This window comes from Streptomyces sp. NPDC028289 (assembly GCF_055565975.1).
In genome coordinates, this window is record NZ_JBVHTI010000010.1 from 134256 (window position 1) to 152056 (window position 17801).

17 protein-coding genes are annotated in these 17801 nt (G+C 72.4%); 5 read left to right on the top strand and 12 right to left on the bottom strand.

Annotated elements, in window-relative coordinates:
* Positions 1-7: 7 nt before the first annotated feature.
* From ACZ4UV_RS43025 to ACZ4UV_RS43035, 3 genes are all read right to left on the bottom strand, one after another.
* Positions 8-1222 (bottom strand): acyl-CoA dehydrogenase, encoded by a 1215-nt coding sequence (locus ACZ4UV_RS43025; RefSeq protein WP_451022449.1) that lies wholly within the window; start codon positions 1220-1222, stop codon positions 8-10.
* 6 nt (positions 1223-1228) lie between these two features.
* Positions 1229-2251 carry a phosphotransferase family protein gene (locus ACZ4UV_RS43030; protein ID WP_451022450.1) on the bottom strand — a complete coding sequence of 341 codons (1023 nt, stop codon included), beginning with the start codon at positions 2249-2251 and terminating at the stop codon, positions 1229-1231.
* 165 nt (positions 2252-2416) lie between these two features.
* Positions 2417-2713 (bottom strand): hypothetical protein, encoded by a 297-nt coding sequence (locus tag ACZ4UV_RS43035; RefSeq protein WP_390046135.1) that lies wholly within the window; start codon positions 2711-2713, stop codon positions 2417-2419.
* 128 nt (positions 2714-2841) lie between these two features.
* Between ACZ4UV_RS43035 and ACZ4UV_RS43040 the strand changes: the two genes are divergently transcribed.
* Positions 2842-3783 (top strand): NADP-dependent oxidoreductase, encoded by a 942-nt coding sequence (locus ACZ4UV_RS43040; protein WP_467845780.1) that lies wholly within the window; start codon positions 2842-2844, stop codon positions 3781-3783.
* 18 nt (positions 3784-3801) lie between these two features.
* Here ACZ4UV_RS43040 and ACZ4UV_RS43045 read toward each other — a convergent pair whose 3' ends face one another.
* The 4 genes from ACZ4UV_RS43045 to ACZ4UV_RS43060 all read right to left on the bottom strand — a co-directional run bounded on the left by ACZ4UV_RS43045 (position 3802) and on the right by ACZ4UV_RS43060 (position 6068).
* On the bottom strand, positions 3802-4116 hold the full coding sequence (locus ACZ4UV_RS43045; protein ID WP_451021933.1) for a DUF202 domain-containing protein: 315 nt from the start codon (positions 4114-4116) through the stop codon (positions 3802-3804).
* Positions 4113-4505, bottom strand: a complete 393-nt coding sequence (locus ACZ4UV_RS43050; RefSeq protein WP_189264843.1) for a YidH family protein — start codon at positions 4503-4505, stop codon at positions 4113-4115. The genes ACZ4UV_RS43045 and ACZ4UV_RS43050 overlap by 4 nt, the downstream gene beginning before the upstream one ends.
* Positions 4506-4631: 126 nt before the next feature.
* A complete protein-coding gene (locus ACZ4UV_RS43055; protein WP_390046138.1) occupies positions 4632-5141 on the bottom strand; it encodes an NUDIX hydrolase in 510 nt (169 codons plus the stop codon).
* Between the two features lie 33 nt (positions 5142-5174).
* Positions 5175-6068, bottom strand: a complete 894-nt coding sequence (locus ACZ4UV_RS43060) for a DMT family transporter (RefSeq protein ID WP_351502847.1) — start codon at positions 6066-6068, stop codon at positions 5175-5177.
* Positions 6069-6458: 390 nt separating this feature from the next.
* Here ACZ4UV_RS43060 and ACZ4UV_RS43065 point away from each other — a divergent pair, with 390 nt between their 5' ends.
* From ACZ4UV_RS43065 to ACZ4UV_RS43075, 3 genes are all read left to right on the top strand, one after another.
* Complete coding sequence (locus ACZ4UV_RS43065) at positions 6459-7451, top strand: hypothetical protein (RefSeq protein WP_451021931.1); 993 nt, start codon at positions 6459-6461, stop codon at positions 7449-7451.
* A gap of 73 nt (positions 7452-7524) precedes the next feature.
* A complete protein-coding gene (locus ACZ4UV_RS43070) occupies positions 7525-8265 on the top strand; it encodes a molybdopterin-dependent oxidoreductase (protein ID WP_451021930.1) in 741 nt (246 codons plus the stop codon).
* A complete protein-coding gene (locus tag ACZ4UV_RS43075) occupies positions 8249-8872 on the top strand; it encodes a cytochrome b/b6 domain-containing protein (RefSeq protein ID WP_451021929.1) in 624 nt (207 codons plus the stop codon). The genes ACZ4UV_RS43070 and ACZ4UV_RS43075 overlap by 17 nt, the downstream gene beginning before the upstream one ends.
* An 84-nt stretch (positions 8873-8956) precedes the next feature.
* Here the strand turns inward: ACZ4UV_RS43075 and ACZ4UV_RS43080 are convergent, their stop codons facing one another.
* Entirely contained in the window at positions 8957-10354 is a 1398-nt protein-coding gene (locus ACZ4UV_RS43080; protein ID WP_351501582.1) for a GntT/GntP/DsdX family permease, read from the bottom strand.
* A 37-nt stretch (positions 10355-10391) separates the two neighbouring features.
* Complete coding sequence (locus tag ACZ4UV_RS43085; protein WP_351501580.1) at positions 10392-10913, bottom strand: gluconokinase; 522 nt, start codon at positions 10911-10913, stop codon at positions 10392-10394.
* A gap of 179 nt (positions 10914-11092) precedes the next feature.
* Here ACZ4UV_RS43085 and ACZ4UV_RS43090 point away from each other — a divergent pair, with 179 nt between their 5' ends.
* Positions 11093-11794, top strand: coding sequence for a FadR/GntR family transcriptional regulator (locus tag ACZ4UV_RS43090; protein WP_351501578.1), 702 nt, complete (start codon positions 11093-11095; stop codon positions 11792-11794).
* Positions 11795-11796: 2 nt separating this feature from the next.
* Here ACZ4UV_RS43090 and ACZ4UV_RS43095 read toward each other — a convergent pair whose 3' ends face one another.
* The 3 genes from ACZ4UV_RS43095 to ACZ4UV_RS43105 form a co-directional block, all read right to left on the bottom strand.
* On the bottom strand, positions 11797-12192 hold the full coding sequence (locus ACZ4UV_RS43095; protein ID WP_451021927.1) for a YchJ family protein: 396 nt from the start codon (positions 12190-12192) through the stop codon (positions 11797-11799).
* A gap of 11 nt (positions 12193-12203) precedes the next feature.
* Positions 12204-13577 carry a M1 family metallopeptidase gene (locus tag ACZ4UV_RS43100; protein ID WP_351501574.1) on the bottom strand — a complete coding sequence of 458 codons (1374 nt, stop codon included), beginning with the start codon at positions 13575-13577 and terminating at the stop codon, positions 12204-12206.
* Positions 13578-13657: 80 nt separating this feature from the next.
* Positions 13658-17524: a Pls/PosA family non-ribosomal peptide synthetase gene (locus ACZ4UV_RS43105; RefSeq protein WP_390046157.1), complete on the bottom strand. Its 3867-nt coding sequence runs from the start codon at positions 17522-17524 to the stop codon at positions 13658-13660.
* Between the last annotated feature and the right edge of the window lie 277 nt (positions 17525-17801).

Sequence of the window (17801 nt, forward strand, 5' to 3'; positions counted from 1 at the left end):
TCCCGTCCTACAGGTACTTCTTCAGCTCCCGCCGCGCCAGCGACCGCTGGTGCACCTCGTCCGGGCCGTCGGCGATCATCAGTGTGCGGGCCCCGGCGTACAGGTCGGCCAGCGGGAAGTCCTGGCTGACGCCGCCCGCGCCGTGCAGCTGGATCGCGCGGTCGATGATGCCGACGACCGCACGCGGCGTGGCGATCTTGATGGCCTGGATCTCGGTGTGGGCGCCCCGGTTGCCGACGGTGTCCATCAGCCAGGCCGTCTTGAGGACCAGCAGCCGCAGCTGCTCGACCGTCACGCGCGCGTCGGCGATCCAGTTGTGCACCACACCCTGCTGGGCCAGTGCCTTGCCGAAGGCCTCGCGCGAGACGGCCCGGCGGCACATCAGCTCGATCGCCCGCTCGGCCATGCCGATCAGCCGCATGCAGTGGTGGATCCGGCCCGGGCCGAGCCGGGCCTGGGCGATGGCGAACCCGCCGCCCTCCTCGCCGACCAGGTTCGACACCGGCACGCGCACGTGGTCGAAGACCACCTCGGCGTGGCCGCCGTGGTAGTGGTCCTCGTAGCCGAAGACCTTCATCGCGCGCTTCACGGTGACGCCCGGAGTGTCGCGCGGCACCAGCACCATGGACTGCTGACGCCGGATGTCGGCGCCGTCCGGGTCGGTCTTGCCCATCACGATGAAGATCTTGCAGTCCGGGTTCATCGCCCCCGAGATGTACCACTTGCGGCCGGTGATGACGTAGTCGTCGCCGTCCCGCTCGATGTACGTGGTGATGTTGGTGGCGTCCGAGGAGGCCACCTCCGGCTCGGTCATCGCGAACGCCGAGCGGATCTCGCCGGCCAGCAGCGGCTCCAGCCACTGCTTCTTCTGCGCCTCGTCGGCGAACTGGGCCAGCACCTCCATGTTGCCGGTGTCCGGCGCCGCGCAGTTCAGCGCGGTGGGCGCCAGGTGTGGGGAGCGGCCGGTGATCTCGGCGAGCGGCGCGTACTGGAGGTTGGTGAGGCCGGCGCCGTACTCGGCGTCGGGCAGGAAGAGGTTCCACAGGCCCTGCCTGCGCGCCTCGGCCTTCAGCTCCTCGACCACGGCCGGGGTGTCCCACGGCGAGGCCAGTTCGGCCCGCTGCTCCTCGGCGACCGCCTCGGCCGGGTAGACGTACTCGTCCATGAAGGCGAGCAGCTTGGCGCGCAGTTCCTCGGTGCGCGCATCGAACGCGAAGTCCATGGCCGGTCAGCCTTCCTGAAGAGTGGTCAGTCCGTGGTCGATGAAGACGGGCACGAGGTCGCCGATGCGGTCGAAGCCCTGCCCGAGCGTCTGGCCCAGCGTGTACCGGTAGTGGATGCCCTCCAGGATCACGGCGAGCTTGAACCAGGCGAACGCCGTGTACCAGGCGATCTGCGCGACGTCCCGCCCCGAGCGGGCCGCGTACCGCTCGACCAGCTCCCGCGGGTCCGGGTGGCCGGGCGCCTCGGCGGTCGTCGACACCGGTGAGTCCGGCGCGCCCAGCGGCAGGCTGTACATCACCAGCAGGCCCAGGTCGGTCAGCGGGTCGCCGAGCGTGGACATCTCCCAGTCGAGGATCGCCTTGATCCGGTCGTCGTCACCGATCAGCACGTTGTCCAGGCGGTAGTCGCCGTGGATCACCGTGGGCGCGGGCGACACGGGCAGGCGGCGGCCCAGGGTCGCGTGGAGCTCGTCGATGCCGGCCAGTTCACGGTTGCGGGAGGCGTCCAGCTGCTTGCCCCAGCGGCGGAGCTGGCGGTCCAGGAAGCCCTCGGGGCGGCCGAAGTCGGCGAGGCCGACCTCCGCGGGATCCACGGCGTGCAGTTCGACAAGCGTGTCCACCAGGGAGAGCACGGCGTCGCGGGTGCGCTCCGGGCCGAGCGGGACGAGCTGGTCGGAGGTGCGGTACGGGGTGCCCGCCACGAACTCCATCACGTAGAACGGCGCGCCGAGGACATCCTCGTCCTCGCACAGCAGCACCGGACGCGGCACCGGCACCTCGGTCGGGTACAGCGCGCTGATCACCCGGTGCTCGCGTCTCATGTCGTGGGCGGTGGCCAGGACATGGCCCAGCGGTGGCCGCCGTACGACCCACTTCGAGGCGGAGTCGGCGACCGCGTAGGTGAGGTTCGACCGTCCGCCCTCGATCAGCCTTCCGGTCAGCGGACCGGTCACCAGGCCGGGGCGCTCGCGGTCGAGCAGGCCGCGCAGCCGGTCGAGATCGAGTCCGGGCGGGTGGTCGGGGCTCATGCATCGCTCCTACGAACGAATGAACAGGACCCAACTCATGATGCCGACCAGTCGGTATGTCGTCCAGCGGGTGAGCCAAACGTGACCGGGACCACCCTACGGCCCGAACGGCGGGCGGCGGCTCCCCGCGCGCAGAGCGGGGAGCCGCCGTGGGTGAGGGCCGGCTCAGTGATCGTCCCAGTGGCCGTCGTGCTCGGCGTGCCGGTGGCCGTCGTGCAGATAGTCGATGTGATCGCCGTGCAGGACCCCGGTGTGCCCGCAGCCCTCCCCGTGCCGGTGCTCGTGCGCCTCGTGGGTGACGTGGCCGTCGGGCTCGCACTCGTCCCAGTGGCCGCCGTGCTCGCGGTGCAGGTGCCCGTTGTGGGCGTAGTCGATGTGGTCGCCGTGCGGCACCTGGTCGTGCCCGCAGTCCGGTCCGTGGCTGTGGCCGTGTGCGGTGTGTTCCTGATGAAGGGTGGTCATGGTGCTCGCCTTCAGGGGTACAGGGTTCAGGAGTGTGGCGTGATGCCGACGGCCAGGCTGCCACGCAAACGGCACATATGCGGGCATCCCGGTTGCGTGGCGTCCGAGCACCCCGGAGGGTCGTTTGCATGAAAGGCATCAGCTACAGCCGGTACGGCGGCCCCGAGGTGCTGGAGTACGGCGAGGTCAAGGACCCGAAGGTCGGCCCCGACTCGGTGCTGGTGAAAGTCCGCGCGGCGGCCGTCAACCCGGTCGACTGGAAGTGCCGCGAGGGCCAACTGCACGGCATCCTGGACGCCGTCTTCCCGGTGATCCCCGGCTGGGACGTCTCCGGGGTGGTCGTGCAGCCGGGCGCCGCCGTCACCGAGTTCGCGGTCGGCGACGAGGTGATCGGCTACGTCCGCGAGGACTTCCTCTCCCGGGGCACGTTCGCCGAGTACGTCGCCGCCCCGGTGCGCACCCTCGCCCGCAAGCCGCGCAACCTCACCTACGAGCAGGCCGCCGGGCTGCCGCTGGCCGGCCTCACCGCCTACCAGGTGCTGGTGCACGCCCTGGAGGTCAAGCGCGGCGAGACGGTCCTGGTGCACGCCGCAGCCGGCGGGGTCGGCTCGCTCGCCGTCCAGATCGCGGTCCACCTCGGCGCCCGGGTCCTCGGCACGGCGAGCGAGCCCAACCACGACTTCGTCCGCGGCCTCGGCGGCGAGCCGGTGACCTACGGCGCGGGCCTGGCCGAACGCGTGCGGGGACTGGCTCCGGAGGGCGTGGCCGCCGTCTTCGACACCGTCGGCGGGGAGGCCCTGACCGTCTCGGCGAACCTCCTCGCCCCCGAGGGCCGGATGGCCTCGATCGCCGACCCGGACGTGGTGGACTTCGGCGGCCGCTACTGCTTCGTGCGCCCCGACACCGAGGACCTCACCCGGCTCACCGCGCTCGCGGAGCAGGGCGTGCTCAGCGTCCACGTCGCCGACACGTTTCCCCTGAGGGCGGCGGCCGACGCGCAGCGCCGCAGCCAGCAGGGGCACACCCGGGGCAAGCTGGTGGTCACCGTGGACTGGCCGGAGGAGGGCTGAACGGCGGCCGACGGGGGGCTACACGACCAGTGCGGCGGCGCACAGCGCGACGGCGACCGTGCACAGCACCGCCGCGGCCGCCTGCCGGGGGGTGAGAGCCGGGGGGTGGCCGATGACCGCGAGGGCGCGGATACGGCGGTGGGCGACCAGGAGGAAGCCCAGCCACAGGATGCAGCAGGCGGCGCAGGCGACGACGCCGGCGGCCGAGGTGCTGCCGTGCAGTGCGGTCTTGGCCGCGAGTACCGCGGCGACGGTCGCCGACAGGGTCGTACGGCGCCAGGCCAGCCGGGTCCGCTCCGGCTGGAGCCCGGGGTCGCGGGACGGCTCCGTCATCCCTCCCACCCGACGAGCACGACGACGACCATCGCTACGGCGACCACCGCGATGACCACGCTCAGCAGTGCCGGGAACCGGGACACCGGCAGGTCCTCACCGCGCCGCATCGCCCGCTCGCAGCGCATCCAGTGGTTCACGGCGCGCAACGAGCAGAGGACACCTGCGGCGAGGAGGGCGAGGGCGAGGCCGATGCGCCAGCCGCGGCCCAGGTCGGGCAGGAACTGGTCCACGGCGAATCCGCCGCCGATGAGGGCGAGGGCGGTGCGCAGCCAGGCCAGGAAGGTCCGCTCGTTGGCGAGGGAGAAACGGTAGTCGGGGGTCGTGCCCTCCTGCCGCACGACCTCGGGGGCGAACCACAGGCGGACGTTCCGTACGAATTCGATCACGTGTAGGAAGCCTACCGGGGGGCCGTCGTAGTCCGGGTGCGGGCCGGTGGGGGCTGATCGCGCAGTTCCTCCCCCAGCCTTCGGCCGGGGGAGCACCCTGCCAGCGCCGGTAAGCGTCCCCCCGCCTCAGCCCCGCCACTCCCGCAGCCGCTCCCACGCCGCCACCCCGTCCGGCACCCACTCCCACTCCCCGAGCCGAGACAGCAGTTCCTCCTCGCTCAGGAAGTCGTGCCACGCCACCTCCTCCACCTGCGGTCGCACCGGCAGCTCGCAGCGCGCCTCGTACACCGCCGACCACCAGCTCTGCCCGGCGCCGTCGTCGTACAGGAACTTGAAGAGGAACGTCGGCCGGGGGAGACCGCTCACGCCCAGTTCCTCCTCGGCCTCCCGCAGCGCCGCGTCGTCGTAGGACTCGCCCGCACCGACCACACCGCCGACGAACATGTCGTACAGGGAGGGGAAGACCAGCTTGGTCGCGGTGCGGCGGTGGACGAAGACGCGGCCGGCGGCATCGCGTGCCTGGATGAAGACGCAGCGGTGGCGCAGGCCCCGGGCGTACGCCTCACCGCGCGGGGACGTGCCGATCACCTGGTCGTTCTCGTCGACGATGTCGAGGATCTCGTCAGCAGCGCTCATGCCGCCATCCAACCAGGCGGGCGGCCGTCGGCGTCAGCGCGGCTGGAGGTCCAGTGACGGCTCCTTCGGCGCCGTACCGCGCGGCATCGCCGGATGCAGACCGAGCAGCACGATGCCCGCCACGATCGCCGCGAGCCCCGCCGCCTCCCAGGCCAGCGCCCCGGTGTCGGTGCGCAGCCGGTCCCCGAGGAACCCCACCCCGCACAGGATCCCGGCGAGCGGCTGGGCCGCGGTGAGCGCGGGCAGCGAGTTGCGCAGCTCCGCCGTCTCGAACGCGCTCTGGACGAGGATCAGCCCGGTGACTCCGAGCACCAGCACGCCGTACGGCTGCCAGCCGGTCAGCACCTCCATGATGCCGCCCTCGGAGAAGCGGGTGCTGGTGACCCGGGTCAGGGCGTCCTGGACGCCGTAGAGCAGGCCGGCGGCGAGGGCGAGCAGGGTGGGGCCCGCGCTCAGGCGGGACCGCTTGGCGTAGGTCGTGAGCAGCAGGGCTATGCCGACCATCACGCCGATGATCAGCCAGTGGCGCAGCGGGTTGGTGACGGCGTCGCCGCCGCGTGGCTGTCCGGCCAGGATGAACGAGGTCACCCCGCCCGCGAGCAGGATGAGGCCCGCCCAGCCCTGGTGGCTCAGGGGATGCCTGGTCTGGTGCCGGGAGAGCGCGAGGGCGAACAGGAGGTTCGTCGCGAGCAGTGGTTCCACGAGGGAGATCTCGCCCTTGCCGAGGGCGATCGCGCCGAGGATCATGCCGGCCACCATCAGGCCGATACCGCCGAGCCAGCGCGGCACCCGCATCAGGTCGAGCAGCAGCCGGGGCGAGAGGAAGTCGCTGAGCGGTGCCTTCTGGGCGACGTTCTGCTGGAGCACGAACCCGAAGCCCAGGCAACAGGCCGCGCTCACGGCGAGAATCAGAACCAGAACGGACACGCTGCGTACCTCGATCTGCGGCCGGGCTACGGAGTGCGTAGTGGCCGACTGTAGCGCTCCCGGATGGGGATTGCTCCGGGAGTACCCGGAACCGGGCGGTTGACTCGGTCACGCCGCCCGGGTCGATCACGGTGGGCGGTGCGGAGCGGCGACGGGACCCTACGGCCATGGTCCGACGCCCGGGCGGCCCGCGCCATGGCGTACACCACAGCCGGAACCCGGAGCCCCACGGCCACCGTACGCCAACCGGACCCCGGCGCGCGTCAAGTTCCGCTCCGCGCAAGGTAGTTGAACGGAGTACCAGCCCCGTTCAACTTGACGCAAAGTCTTGGCTGGGGGTTTGCTGTGCGTGATCGGCCGATGGCAGCCCGACAACCAGGAAGTTCCGCGGTGCCCCCAACCCCGCCCCTCTTGGGCCCAGGCCCGGCCGTGGCAGGCCCCGGCCCGGCCGTCGCCGAGGCTCCTCCCGCGACAGCGCACCCCGGGTGCGAACACTGTCCCGACGACGCCTTCGACGACGCCGAACTCATCTCCGCGCGGGCCGCGTTGGCCCAGGGCCGCTGGCAGTCCGCCCGCTCCCTGTTGCTCCACACGGGTGATGAATGGGACCGCCGGGGCCACCGCGTCACGGTCCTCGCCCGCGAGCCCTACGCCATCGCCTGGGCCCGCGAGTGGCTGCTCGCCGAGCCCGGCTCCGCAGGCGCCGCCACCCTGTACGCCCTGACCCTGGTCCGGCGCGCCCTGCGCGGCAAGGAGGAGCCGGACCGGGCCCGCGAGGCCTGCGCCGGCGCCGCCGCACTCGCCCCCGCCGACCCGACCCCCTGGCTCGGCCTCCTGCTGCTCGCCCGCCACCTGGGCACCCACGAGGAGACGCGCCGCGTCTTCACCGAGGTGCGCCGCCGGCATCCCGAGCACCACCACGCCCACCACCTGATGGCGGCCCGGATCGCGGAGACCGAGACCCGGGGGACGCACGAGCTGCGCGCCTTCGCGGAACGCGCGGCGGCCGACGCCCCGGCCGACTCCCCGCTCGCCGTCCTGCCGGTCGTCGCCCACACCGAACGCCACCGGGCGCTGGCCGCCGCCGGCCGGGCTCCCGCCGACCCGGCCGCCGCCGGGCACTGGACCGAGCCGTCCGCGCTGCGCGCCCTGGGCGCCGCCTTCGACTGGTGGCTGGAGTGGGGGATCGAGGAGCACCCCCGCCGGTACATCGACCTCAACCACCTCGCCCACGCCACCTTCGGCGCCGGCCGGTACGCCGAGGCCGCTGCCCTGTTCCAGCGGATCGGCCGCCATGCCACCGCGGCGCCCTGGTCGTACCCGGACCGCGACCCGTGCGAGGCGTTCCGGGCGGCCCGCGGGCGGACGCTGCGCGGTTCATGAGAAGAGGTTGTGGATTCCTTACGGCCGCCGGATTCCGTGGCCGAACACGGCCCGACGGTGTTCGAATGAGTGCGTGAACTCTGAACGATCCGAGGAACCACGGCGCACCGAGGAGGGCAGCCCGGTCGGCCGCCGGGTGTTCCTCGGCACGATCGGTCTCGGCGCGCTCGGCCTGGTGACCGCGCCGGTGCTGCAGCGCATGACCGAGACGGTCCTCGGCGCCTTCTCCGGCAAGGACCCCACGGGTCTGACCGGACTCCTCCCGAACGGCGGCGGCTTCCGCTACTACTCGGTGACCGGGTCCGTGCCGGACAAGACCGCCGCGGACTACCAGCTGAAGATCGACGGCCTGGTCGACAAGCCGCAGACGTACACCCTGGCCGACCTGCGGGCCCTGCCGCAGACCAGGCTGGTCAAGGACGTCCAGTGCGTGACCGGCTGGCGGGTGCCCGACACGCCCTTCGAGGGCGTCCGCCTCTCCCACCTCCTGGACCTGGCGGGCGTCCGGGACAGTGCCAAGGCGATCCACTTCACCTGCTTCGACGGCGCGTACACCGAGAGCCTCACCCTCGACCAGGCGCGCCGGTCGGACGTCCTGGTCGCGCTGCGCATGCAGAACAAGGCCATCACCCACGACCACGGCGGCCCGGTCCGCCTCTACGTCGCCCCCATGTACTTCTACAAGTCGGCCAAGTGGCTCTCCGGCATCACGGTCACCGACAAGGTCGAACCGGGATACTGGGAGAACCTCGGCTACGACGTCGACGCCTGGGTCGGCCGCTCGAACGGACGTGACGATGAGCCTACGAGCTGAGGCCCCGGCCGCCACGGACCGGCTGCACCGCTTCACCGCGGCCGAGCGCTGGATCCACCGCACCACGGCGCTGCTGATGGGCCTCTGCGTCGCGACGGCCGCCTGCCTCTACATCCCGCAGCTGGCGATCCTGGTCGGCCGCCGCGAACTGGTCGTCCGCATCCACGAGTGCGCGGGCCTCGCCCTTCCGGTCCCGGTCCTCCTGGGCCTCGCCTCCCGTGCCTTCCGCAGGGACCTCGGCTTCCTGAACCGCTTCGGCCCCCACGACAAGCTCTGGCTGCACGCCGCCCTGAGCCGTGACAAGCGCCCGTCCTCCCGGCCGGCGGGCAAGTTCAACGCCGGGCAGAAGATCTACGCGAACTGGATCGCCGGCGCGACGCTCGTCATGCTCGCCACGGGCCTTTTGATGTGGTTCACCCACCTCACCCCCCTGATGTGGCGCACCTCGGCCACCTTCGTCCACGACTGGCTGGCCCTCACCATCGGCATCGTCCTGGCCGGCCACGTCGGCATGGCCCTGGGCGACCCGGAGGCGAGACGGGGCCTGCGCACGGGAACGGTGAGCCGTGAGTGGGCCAAGCGCGAACATCCCCTGTGGCGGCCGTAACCGCGAGACGCCGCCGAACGCATGCCGACGGCGTCCGGCGGTGCCTCGTCGACCGCACCGCCGGACGCCGCTCCCGTCCCGCCTCTAGATCACCAGGGACAGCAGCAGCACCAGGCCGCCCGCCACCACCGAGATGATCGTCTCCATGACCGACCAGGTCTTGAGGGTCTGGCCGACGGTCAGGCCGAAGTACTCCTTGACCAGCCAGAATCCCGCGTCGTTGACATGGCTGAAGAACAGCGAGCCGGCGCCGATGGCCAGGACCAGGAGGGCCGTGTGGGCCGTCGACATGTCGGCGGCGAGGGGAGCCACCAGGCCCGCCGCGGAGACCGTGGCGACCGTCGCGGAGCCGGTCGCGAGGCGGATCGCGACCGCGATCAGCCAGGCCAGCAGCAGGGCCGGGATCGACCAGTCCTTGGAGATCTCCAGGATCATCTGGCCGACACCGCAGTCGATCAGCGTCTGCTTGAAGCCGCCGCCCGCGCCGACGATGAGGAGGATACCCGCGATGGGCACGAGCCCCTTCTCGACGGTCTGCGAGATCCGGTCCCGGGAGAACCCGGCCGGCCGGCCCAGCGTGAACATGCCGACGATGACGGCCGCGAGCAGCGCGATCAGCGGGGAGCCGACGACGTCGAAGACGCGCTGGACGGTGTCCGCCGGGTCGTCGACGACTATGTCGACCAGTGCCTTGGACAGCATCAGCACGACCGGCAGCAGGATGGTGGCGAGGGTGGCGCCGAAGCCGGGGCGGCTCGCCAGCTCCTCGGACGGACGCTGCGGGAGCATCCGGTCGGGGGCCTGCACGTCCACCCAACGGGCCGCGACCTTCGAGAACAGCGGACCGGCGATGATCACCGTCGGGATCGCGACCAGGACGCCGAGGGCCAGGGTGACGCCCAGGTTGGCGTGGACCGCGTCGATCGCGACCAGCGGGCCGGGGTGCGGCGGCACCAGGCCGTGCATCACGGACAGACCGGCGAGGGCCGGGATGCCGATGCGCATCAGGGAGTAGTGGCCGCGCTTGGCGACCATCAGCACCACCGGGATGAGCAGCACGATGCCGACCTCGAAGAACAGCGGCAGCCCGATCACGGAGGCGATCAGCACCATCGCCCAGGGCATCGCCCGCCCGCCGGCCTTGGCGAGGATCGTGTCGACGATCTGGTCGGCGCCGCCGGAGTCGGCCAGCAGCTTGCCCAGGATCGCCCCGAGCGCGATCAGGACACCCACGCCGGCGACGGTGGCGCCGAGCCCGGTGGTGAAGCTGGTGATGACCTTGTCGAGCGGCGCCCCGGCGAACGCGCCGAGCGCGAGCGAGCCGATGGTCAGCGCCAGGAAGGCGTGGAGCTTGAACTTGGTGATGAGCAGGACGATGACGGCGATGCCCAGCAGGACGGCGATGCCGAGCCGGGCGTGTCCGGCCGAGGTGATGGGCGCGACGGTGTCCGCTGCCAGCATCTCGACGCTGAGTCTGGTCACGGGGTTCCTTGCAGTTGTCGGAACGGGAACTGGGTGATTACTGAGGGGTGCGGTCGGGCAGCGCGTCGAGCGCGCGGACGGCCCGTGCGGTGATCTCCTCGGGGGTGCCCGAGACCTCCACGGCGACACCGGCCTCGTCCGCCTCCAGCGGCTGGAGCGTGGCGAACTGGGAGTCCAGCAGCGCGGTCGGCATGAAGTGGCCCTGCCGGTGCGACATCCGGTCCTCGATGAGCCGCCGGTCACCGGTCAGGTGCAGGAACACGATGCCGGGGGCGGCGGCCCGGAGCCGGTCGCGGTACGACCGCTTCAGCGCGGAGCTGCTGACCACTCCGCCGAGCCCCGCCCGCCCGTGTGCCCAGGCGCCGATGGCGTCCAGCCACGGCCACCGGTCGGCGTCGTCGAGCGGGTGGCCGGCCGACATCTTGGCGATGTTGGCCGGCGGGTGGAAGTCGTCGCCCTCGGCGTACGGGACGCCGAGCCGGGCGGCGAGCAGGGGACCGATCGTGGTCTTGCCCGTGCCGGCGACGCCCATCACCACGACGACGTGAGGGGTCCGCATCCCTGCCTCGCTCTCTTCCTCGGATGCCTCGGGTCCTCGCCGAGACCTCGACGAGAGGACACCGGCGTACGACATCCGGTGTCGGCCTCACTGAAACCCATTAGGTACGACGAATTCAAGAGTCTGTGACTAATAAGTCTGACTTTTTGGCCCTGTGATCCACTCGGTACGCTGAGTGCATGAGCACACCGGGCCGGGGCCTGCACGGCCGAGTACTGGACACCCTCGGCCCCGCCATCACCGCGGGCGAGTACCCGCCGGGCAGCGTCCTGCGCACCGACGAGCTCGCCCAGCACTTCGAGGTGTCACGCTCCGTGATGCGCGAGGCGGTCCGGGTCCTCGAATCCATGCACCTGGTCGAGTCCCGCCGCCGGGTGGGCGTCACCGTCCGCCCGAAGGCCGAGTGGAACGTCTACGACCCGCAGGTCATCCGCTGGCGCCTGGCCGGCGCCGACCGCCCGCACCAGCTGCGCTCGCTCACCGTGCTGCGCTCGGCGATCGAGCCGGTGGCGGCAGGCCTGGCGGCGCGGCACGCCACGGCCGAGCAGTGCGCCGAGCTCACCGAGTGCGCCCTCGGCATGGTCGCCAACTCACGCGGCCACAGGCTGGAGGGGTACCTCTTCCACGACGTGGCCTTCCACCGGGTGATCCTGGTGGCGTCGGGCAACGAGATGTTCGCCCGGCTCGGCGACGTCGTGGCCGAGGTCCTCTCGGGCCGTACCCAGCACGAGGTCATGTTCGAGGACCCCGACCCCGCCGCCGTCACCCTCCACGTCCAGCTCGCGGAGGCGGTGCGCGAGGGCGACGCGTCCCGCGCGGAACACCTGACCCGCGAGATCACGGCGGGCGCCCTCCAGGAGCTGGACATCCTCGCGCCGTAGCCCTACTGCTCCGGGAACTCCCCGTCCAGATACACCCAGGCCCCGTCGACCCGCTCGAACCGGCTGCGCTCCAGCAGCGAGCCGTCCCGGAACGAGGCGCGGAAGGTCACCGTGCCGGTGGAGTGGAAGGCCGAGCCGTCGGTCGTCGCCAGGATCTCCAGACCGGTCCACCGCATCCCGGGGTCCAGGTCGAGCCGGGCGGGCCGGGTCCGGGGATGCCAGGTGCGCAGCAGGTACGGCTCGTCACGCTTCACGAAGGCGCTGTAGCGCGAGCGCATCAGCGCCTCCGCGGTGGGCGCCGCCGCACCGCGGTGGAACCGGCCACAGCAGTTCTCGTACGTCTCCGCGAGACCGCACGGGCAGGCGGCGGACTGCTGCCGGGGTCGCTTCGGTGCCACGGACAAGCCCCCTACGCCGACTCGGCGTTGGTGGGCGGCTGGGCCGGACGTGCCGGGATCGCCAGGGTGGGGAGCGCGGGCAGTGCCGTGCGGTGCACCCAGGCGTCGAGGAGGCCGTCCAGCGGCTCGTCCGCGAACCGGTTGACGTGAGCCGTGAACATCGCGGTCGTCACTGACCCGCCCCGGTGCAGCCCCGCCCACGCCCGCAGCATGTGGAAGAACCGCTCGTCGCCGAGCGCGCAGCGCACCGCGTGGATGGTGACCCCGCCGCGTTCGTAGAGCCGGTCGTCGAACATCGCCTTCTTGCCCGGGGCCGCGATCCGGATGTCCTGCGGCAGTCCGGACAGCAACCGGTGGGCGCCGGCCGCCAGTTGCTGGGCGCTACGGCCGCCGGACCGCTCCGACCACAGCCACTCCGCGTACTTGGCGAGCCCCTCGTTCAGCCAGATGTGCCGCCAGTCGGCGATGGACACGCTGTTGCCGAACCACTGGTGGGCGAGTTCGTGCGCCACCAGGCGTTCCGAACCCCGCGCCCCGTCCACGTGGTTGGCGCCGAACAGCGACAACCCCTGGGCCTCGACGGGGACATCGAACTCTTCGTCGGCGACGACCACGGCGTACTCGTCGAAGGGATACGGCCCGAACAGCCGCTGGAACAGGTCCATCATGGCGGGCTGCCGCGCGAAGTCCCGCGAGAACTCCGGGAGCAGCTGTGCCGGTATGTGGCCGTGCATCGGGATCCCGCCGAAGCCCGGGTCGCCGAGCAGCACCGTCTGGAACTTGCCGATCGCCAGGCTCACCAGGTAGCTCGACGTCGGCGCCGCCTGCTCGTACACCCAGGTCGTCGTGGACGCCTTCGTGGTCCGGGTGAGCAGCCGGCCGCCGGCCACCACCGAGTACGCCGACGGGCAGGTGACCGAGAGCAGGTACGACGCCTTGTCGGCCGGCCGGTCGTTGCACGGGAACCAGGAGGGCGCGCCGACCGGCTGGCTGGCCACCAGCGCGCCGTCCGTCAGCTCCTCCCAGCCGATCCCGCCCCAGGGGCTGTTCACCGGCTTGGGGTTGCCCGACCAGTGGATCTCCACGGTGAAGGCGGCCCCGGCGCGCAGCGGCTTCGCGGGCTTGACCCGCAGCCGGCCGCCGCGGTGCGTCCAGTGCGGCTGGCGGCCGTCCACCCGAATCCGCCCGATCTTGAAGTCGGCCAGGTTCAGCTGGAACTCGGGCAGCGCGGCACGGCCCGCGATCGCGTTGATCCGGGCCATGCCGGCCAGGCGGTTGGGTCCCGGCCGGTAGTCCAGCGTGAGCTCATAGCGATGCACCCGGTACCGGGAATCGCCGTTGTCCGGGAAGTACGGGTCCGGACCCGCTGACTGCTGCACTGCCACTTCCGCGATCGCTCCCTGCGCTGTGCTCGAACCGTCCCTCGGTGCACCGATGCCCGCGGCCACCACCGGACGGCCCGCGCTCAGGGACGCCATGCCTCGATCGGGTTGCCGAGCCAGCGGGTGTCGTCGGGGACCGACTCCGCCGCCATGACGAGCGACGCGGGACCCAGGGTGGTGCGGGCCCCGATCGTGCTGCCGGGCAGCACGATCCCGCCAGGGCCCAGGGTGGCGCCCTCACGGAGAACCACAGTATCCGTCCGCAAGATCCGGTCGTGGAAGAGGTGAGTCTGCAGGACACAGCCGCGGTTCACGGTGGCCGCGTCCTCCAGTGTGACCAGATCCGTCTCCGGGAGCCAGTAGCTCTCCACCCAGACGCCCCTGCCGATGCGGGCGCCGAGCCCGCGCAGCCAGGCCGTCATCACCGGGGTACCCGGCACCGAGCCGGCCAGCCACGGCACCGCCAGCACCTCGACGAACGTGTCGGCCAGCTCGTTGCGCCACACGAACGAGCTCCACAGCGGGTGCTCCCCGCTGCGGTGCCGCCCGACCAGCACCCACTTGGCCAGCACGGACACCAGACCGGCGACGGCACCGGCGCCGAGCAGCACCAGCCCCGACAGCAGCGGCGCCCAGGCACCCAGCGCGCACAGCGCGGCCACCGTCAGCCCCGCCAGCGCCACCGAGCACAGCACCGGCACGATCCGGCACGTCTCCACCAGCGCCCGCGCCCACAGCAGCCGGGCCGGCGGCTCGTACGTCCGGCTCTGGTCGCCGTCGGCCGCGCTGCGCGGCAGCTTCACCGGCGGCAGCCCCAGGTACGACGTGCCCTTCTTGGCCTTCTTCGGCGTCGCCGACAGCACCCCCACCAGACCGCCGTCCGGCACGCTGCGGCCCGGCGCGGTCATCCCGGAGTTCCCGAGGAACGCCCGCCGCCCGATCTCCGCACGCCCTATCCGCACGTACCCGCCACCGAGCTCGTACGGCGCGGTCAGCGTGTCGTCGGCCAGGAACGCGCCCTCGCCGACCGTCGTCAGGGTCGGCAGCGCGAGCACGGTCGACACCTCGGCCCCGCGCCCGATCCGCATCCCGAGCAGCCGCAGCCACACCGGCGTGACCAGGCCCGCGTACAGCGGGAACAGCGTCTCGCGGGAGCGGTCCATCAGCTGGGACACCGTCCACGCCTGCCAGCCGGTCCGGCTGTGCGTCGGGTAGGTGCCGGTGCGCAGCCCCAGGCTCAGCAGCCGCACGGAGACCAGGATCAGCAGGGCGTACGCCAGCCCGAAGGCCAGCGTGGCCGGGACCAGCGCGACCGCCGCGCCCCGCAGGGCCTCGGCGAGGCCGTCGCCGGGGGCCACGAAACGCCCGGCGACCAGCAGCGCGGCGGCACCGGAGAGCACCGGAAGCGCGCTGAGCCCGAGACCCGTCAGGCCGTACATCACCCGCCAGTAGGTGCCGCGCTGCGGCCGGTGCTTGGGCCAGTTCCGCTTGGCCTTGCCCAGCTTGACCGCCGGGGCGCCGGCCCAGCGCTGGCCGGTCGGGATCTGCCCGGTGACCGCCGAGCCGGGGGCCACCTCGGCGCGCTTGCCGACGCGGGCGCCCGGGAAGAGCATGCTGCGCGTCCCGACGACCGCGTGGGCGCCGATCCGGACCGGGCCGATCACCAGCCGGTCCCCGTCCAGCCAGGAGCCGGACAGGTCCACCTCGGACTCCACGGCCGCGCCCCGCCCGACCCTGAGCAGGCCGGTGACCGGCGGCAGCGAGTGCAGGTCCACCTCGGGACCGATCTTGGCGCCGAGCGCCCGCGCGTACCGCTCCAGCCAGGACCCGGTCAGCGTGGTCGCCCCGGCGGACTCGGCCAGCCGCTCCGCCGCCCACAGCCGCAGATGGACGGAGCCGCCGCGCGGGTAGGTGCCCGGCTTCAGGTCCCGCAGCAGCAGCCGCGCGCCACCGGCCGCGATCGCGATCCGGCCGGGCGGGGTGAACAGCACCAGAGCCCCGACGGCGACCAGCCACCAGGGCGCGGTGGGCAGCCAGCCGTAGCCGCCCAGCACGTTGCCGAGCGCGGCGAGGACCACCGTCCAGCGCAGCCCGAGCAGGGTGAACAGGGGGAGCAGGAGCAGCAGCTGCACCAGCTGGGCGCCGCGCGGCACGGGCGCGACGGTGCGCTCGGCGCCGTCGTCCTGCACGGACTCCTCCAGCCGGCGGGCCAGCTTGCGCAGCACCGGCTGCTGGTAGATGTCGAGGACGGCCGCGCTCGGGTAGCGGGTGCGCAGCCGGGTGGTGAGCTGGGCGGCGGACAGGCTGCCGCCGCCGATCGCGAAGAAGTCGTCGGAGGCGCTGCCCACCGGGATGCCGAGGACCTCGGTCCACTGCTCGGCGAGCCAGGCCTCGGTGCCGTACAGCTGCTCGGCCGGGCCGCCGGTCTCCAGGCCCTCCAGGGGCCAGGGCAGGGCGTTGCGGTCGACCTTGCCGGAGGTGCGGGTGGGCAGCTCGGCGACCGGCGCAAGCAGCGGCACGAGGGCCGCGGGCAGCTCGGCGCGCAGCTTCTCGACGGCCGCCGCGTGGTCCCAGCCGTCCTGGGTGACGACATAGCCGACCAGGAGCTGGTTGCCGCTGCGCGCGGTCCGTACGGCCGCCGCCGCGCCCGCGACACCGGGGAGCGCCTGGAGGGCCGCGTCGACCTCGCCCAGCTCGATCCGGCGGCCGCCGAGCTTGATCTGCTCGTCGGCGCGCCCGAGGAAGACCAGCCCCTCACGGTCGGCGCGCACCAGGTCACCGCTGCGGTACGCCCGCTCCCAGCCCAGCGACTCCAGCGGCGCGTACTTCTCGGCATCCTTCTCCGCGTCGAGGTACCGGGCGAGGCCGACCCCGCCGATCACCAGCTGGCCGCTCTCGCCCATGGCCACGGGCACGCCCGCGTCGTCCACGACGGCGAGCTCCCAGCCGTTCAGCGGCAGCCCGATGCGGATCGGCTCCTCGCCGGTCATCAGGGCGGCACAGGCGACCACGGTGGCCTCGGTGGGGCCGTAGGTGTTCCAGACCTCGCGGCCCTCGGTCACCAGCCGCTGCGCCAGCTCGGGCGGGCAGGCCTCGCCGCCGAAGATGAGGAGGCGGACGTCGTTGAGGGTCTCGGGCTCCCAGAGGGCGGCCAGGGTGGGCACGGTCGAGACGACGGTGATCTCCTGCTCGACCAGCCAGGGGCCGAGGTCGGCGCCGGAGCGCACCTGGGAGCGCGGCACCGGCACCAGACAGGCGCCGTAGCGCCACGCGAGCCACATCTCCTCGCAGGAGGCGTCGAAGGCCACCGAGAGGCCCGCCATGACCCGGTCGCCGGGCCCGATCGGCTCCTCGGTCAGGAACAGCGCGGCCTCGGCGTCGACGAAGGCGGCGGCGCTGCGGTGGGTGACGGCGACGCCCTTGGGCTTGCCGGTGGACCCCGAGGTGAAGATGATCCAGGCGTCGTGCTCGGCGCCGGGACGGCCTGAGGACCGCTCGGAGGCGCGGCGTACGTCGATGTGCAGCCTCTCGCCGAGGACGGCCGCCACCTCCGCCTCGCCGAACACCAGTGCGGCCCGCTCGTCCGGATCCTCGGCGTCGACGGGCACGTACGCGGCACCGGCCGCGAGGACGCCGAGTACGGCGATGTAGAGGTCATTGGTCCCGGAGGGGACCCGGACGCCCACGCGGTCCCCGAGCCCGATCCCGGCCTCGGCGAGCCGCACCCGCAGCCGCGCCACCTCGGTGGCGAGCGCGCGGTAGGTGAGCTGGGCGGTGCCGTCGTCCAGTGCGGGCTCATCGGGGTGCGCCCGTACCGTTGCTTCGAACACGTCCACGAGCGTGCGCGGCGATGCCGCCGCCCCGGCCGAGAACCGTGCCGTGTCCCCGAACTCCTCGCGGATCTCTTCGTCGAGCAGGCCGAGAGCACTGCTCTCGTCAATCGCTGCCATCCGGTCCTCGCGTCTCGTTCCCGGAACCTCCGGGGTGCCGGCGGGCCCGCAGGTCTGCCTGGGGTTGTCCGGCTCCGGCTAGGTAACAAGCCGGAAATATTAGTACGACGCTAGGTTCCCGTTCATCTCGCGGCCACCTGGAGACGGCCGTTCGGAGCAGTCCCTTGAATCTTAAGCAACTCCTGACCTGGGATTCTCCGCGCACGACGAGAGATGGGACACACAGCGTGAGGCAGGTCAACTCCATGTGTCCGGCGGTCCGTACGACAACGGCCGG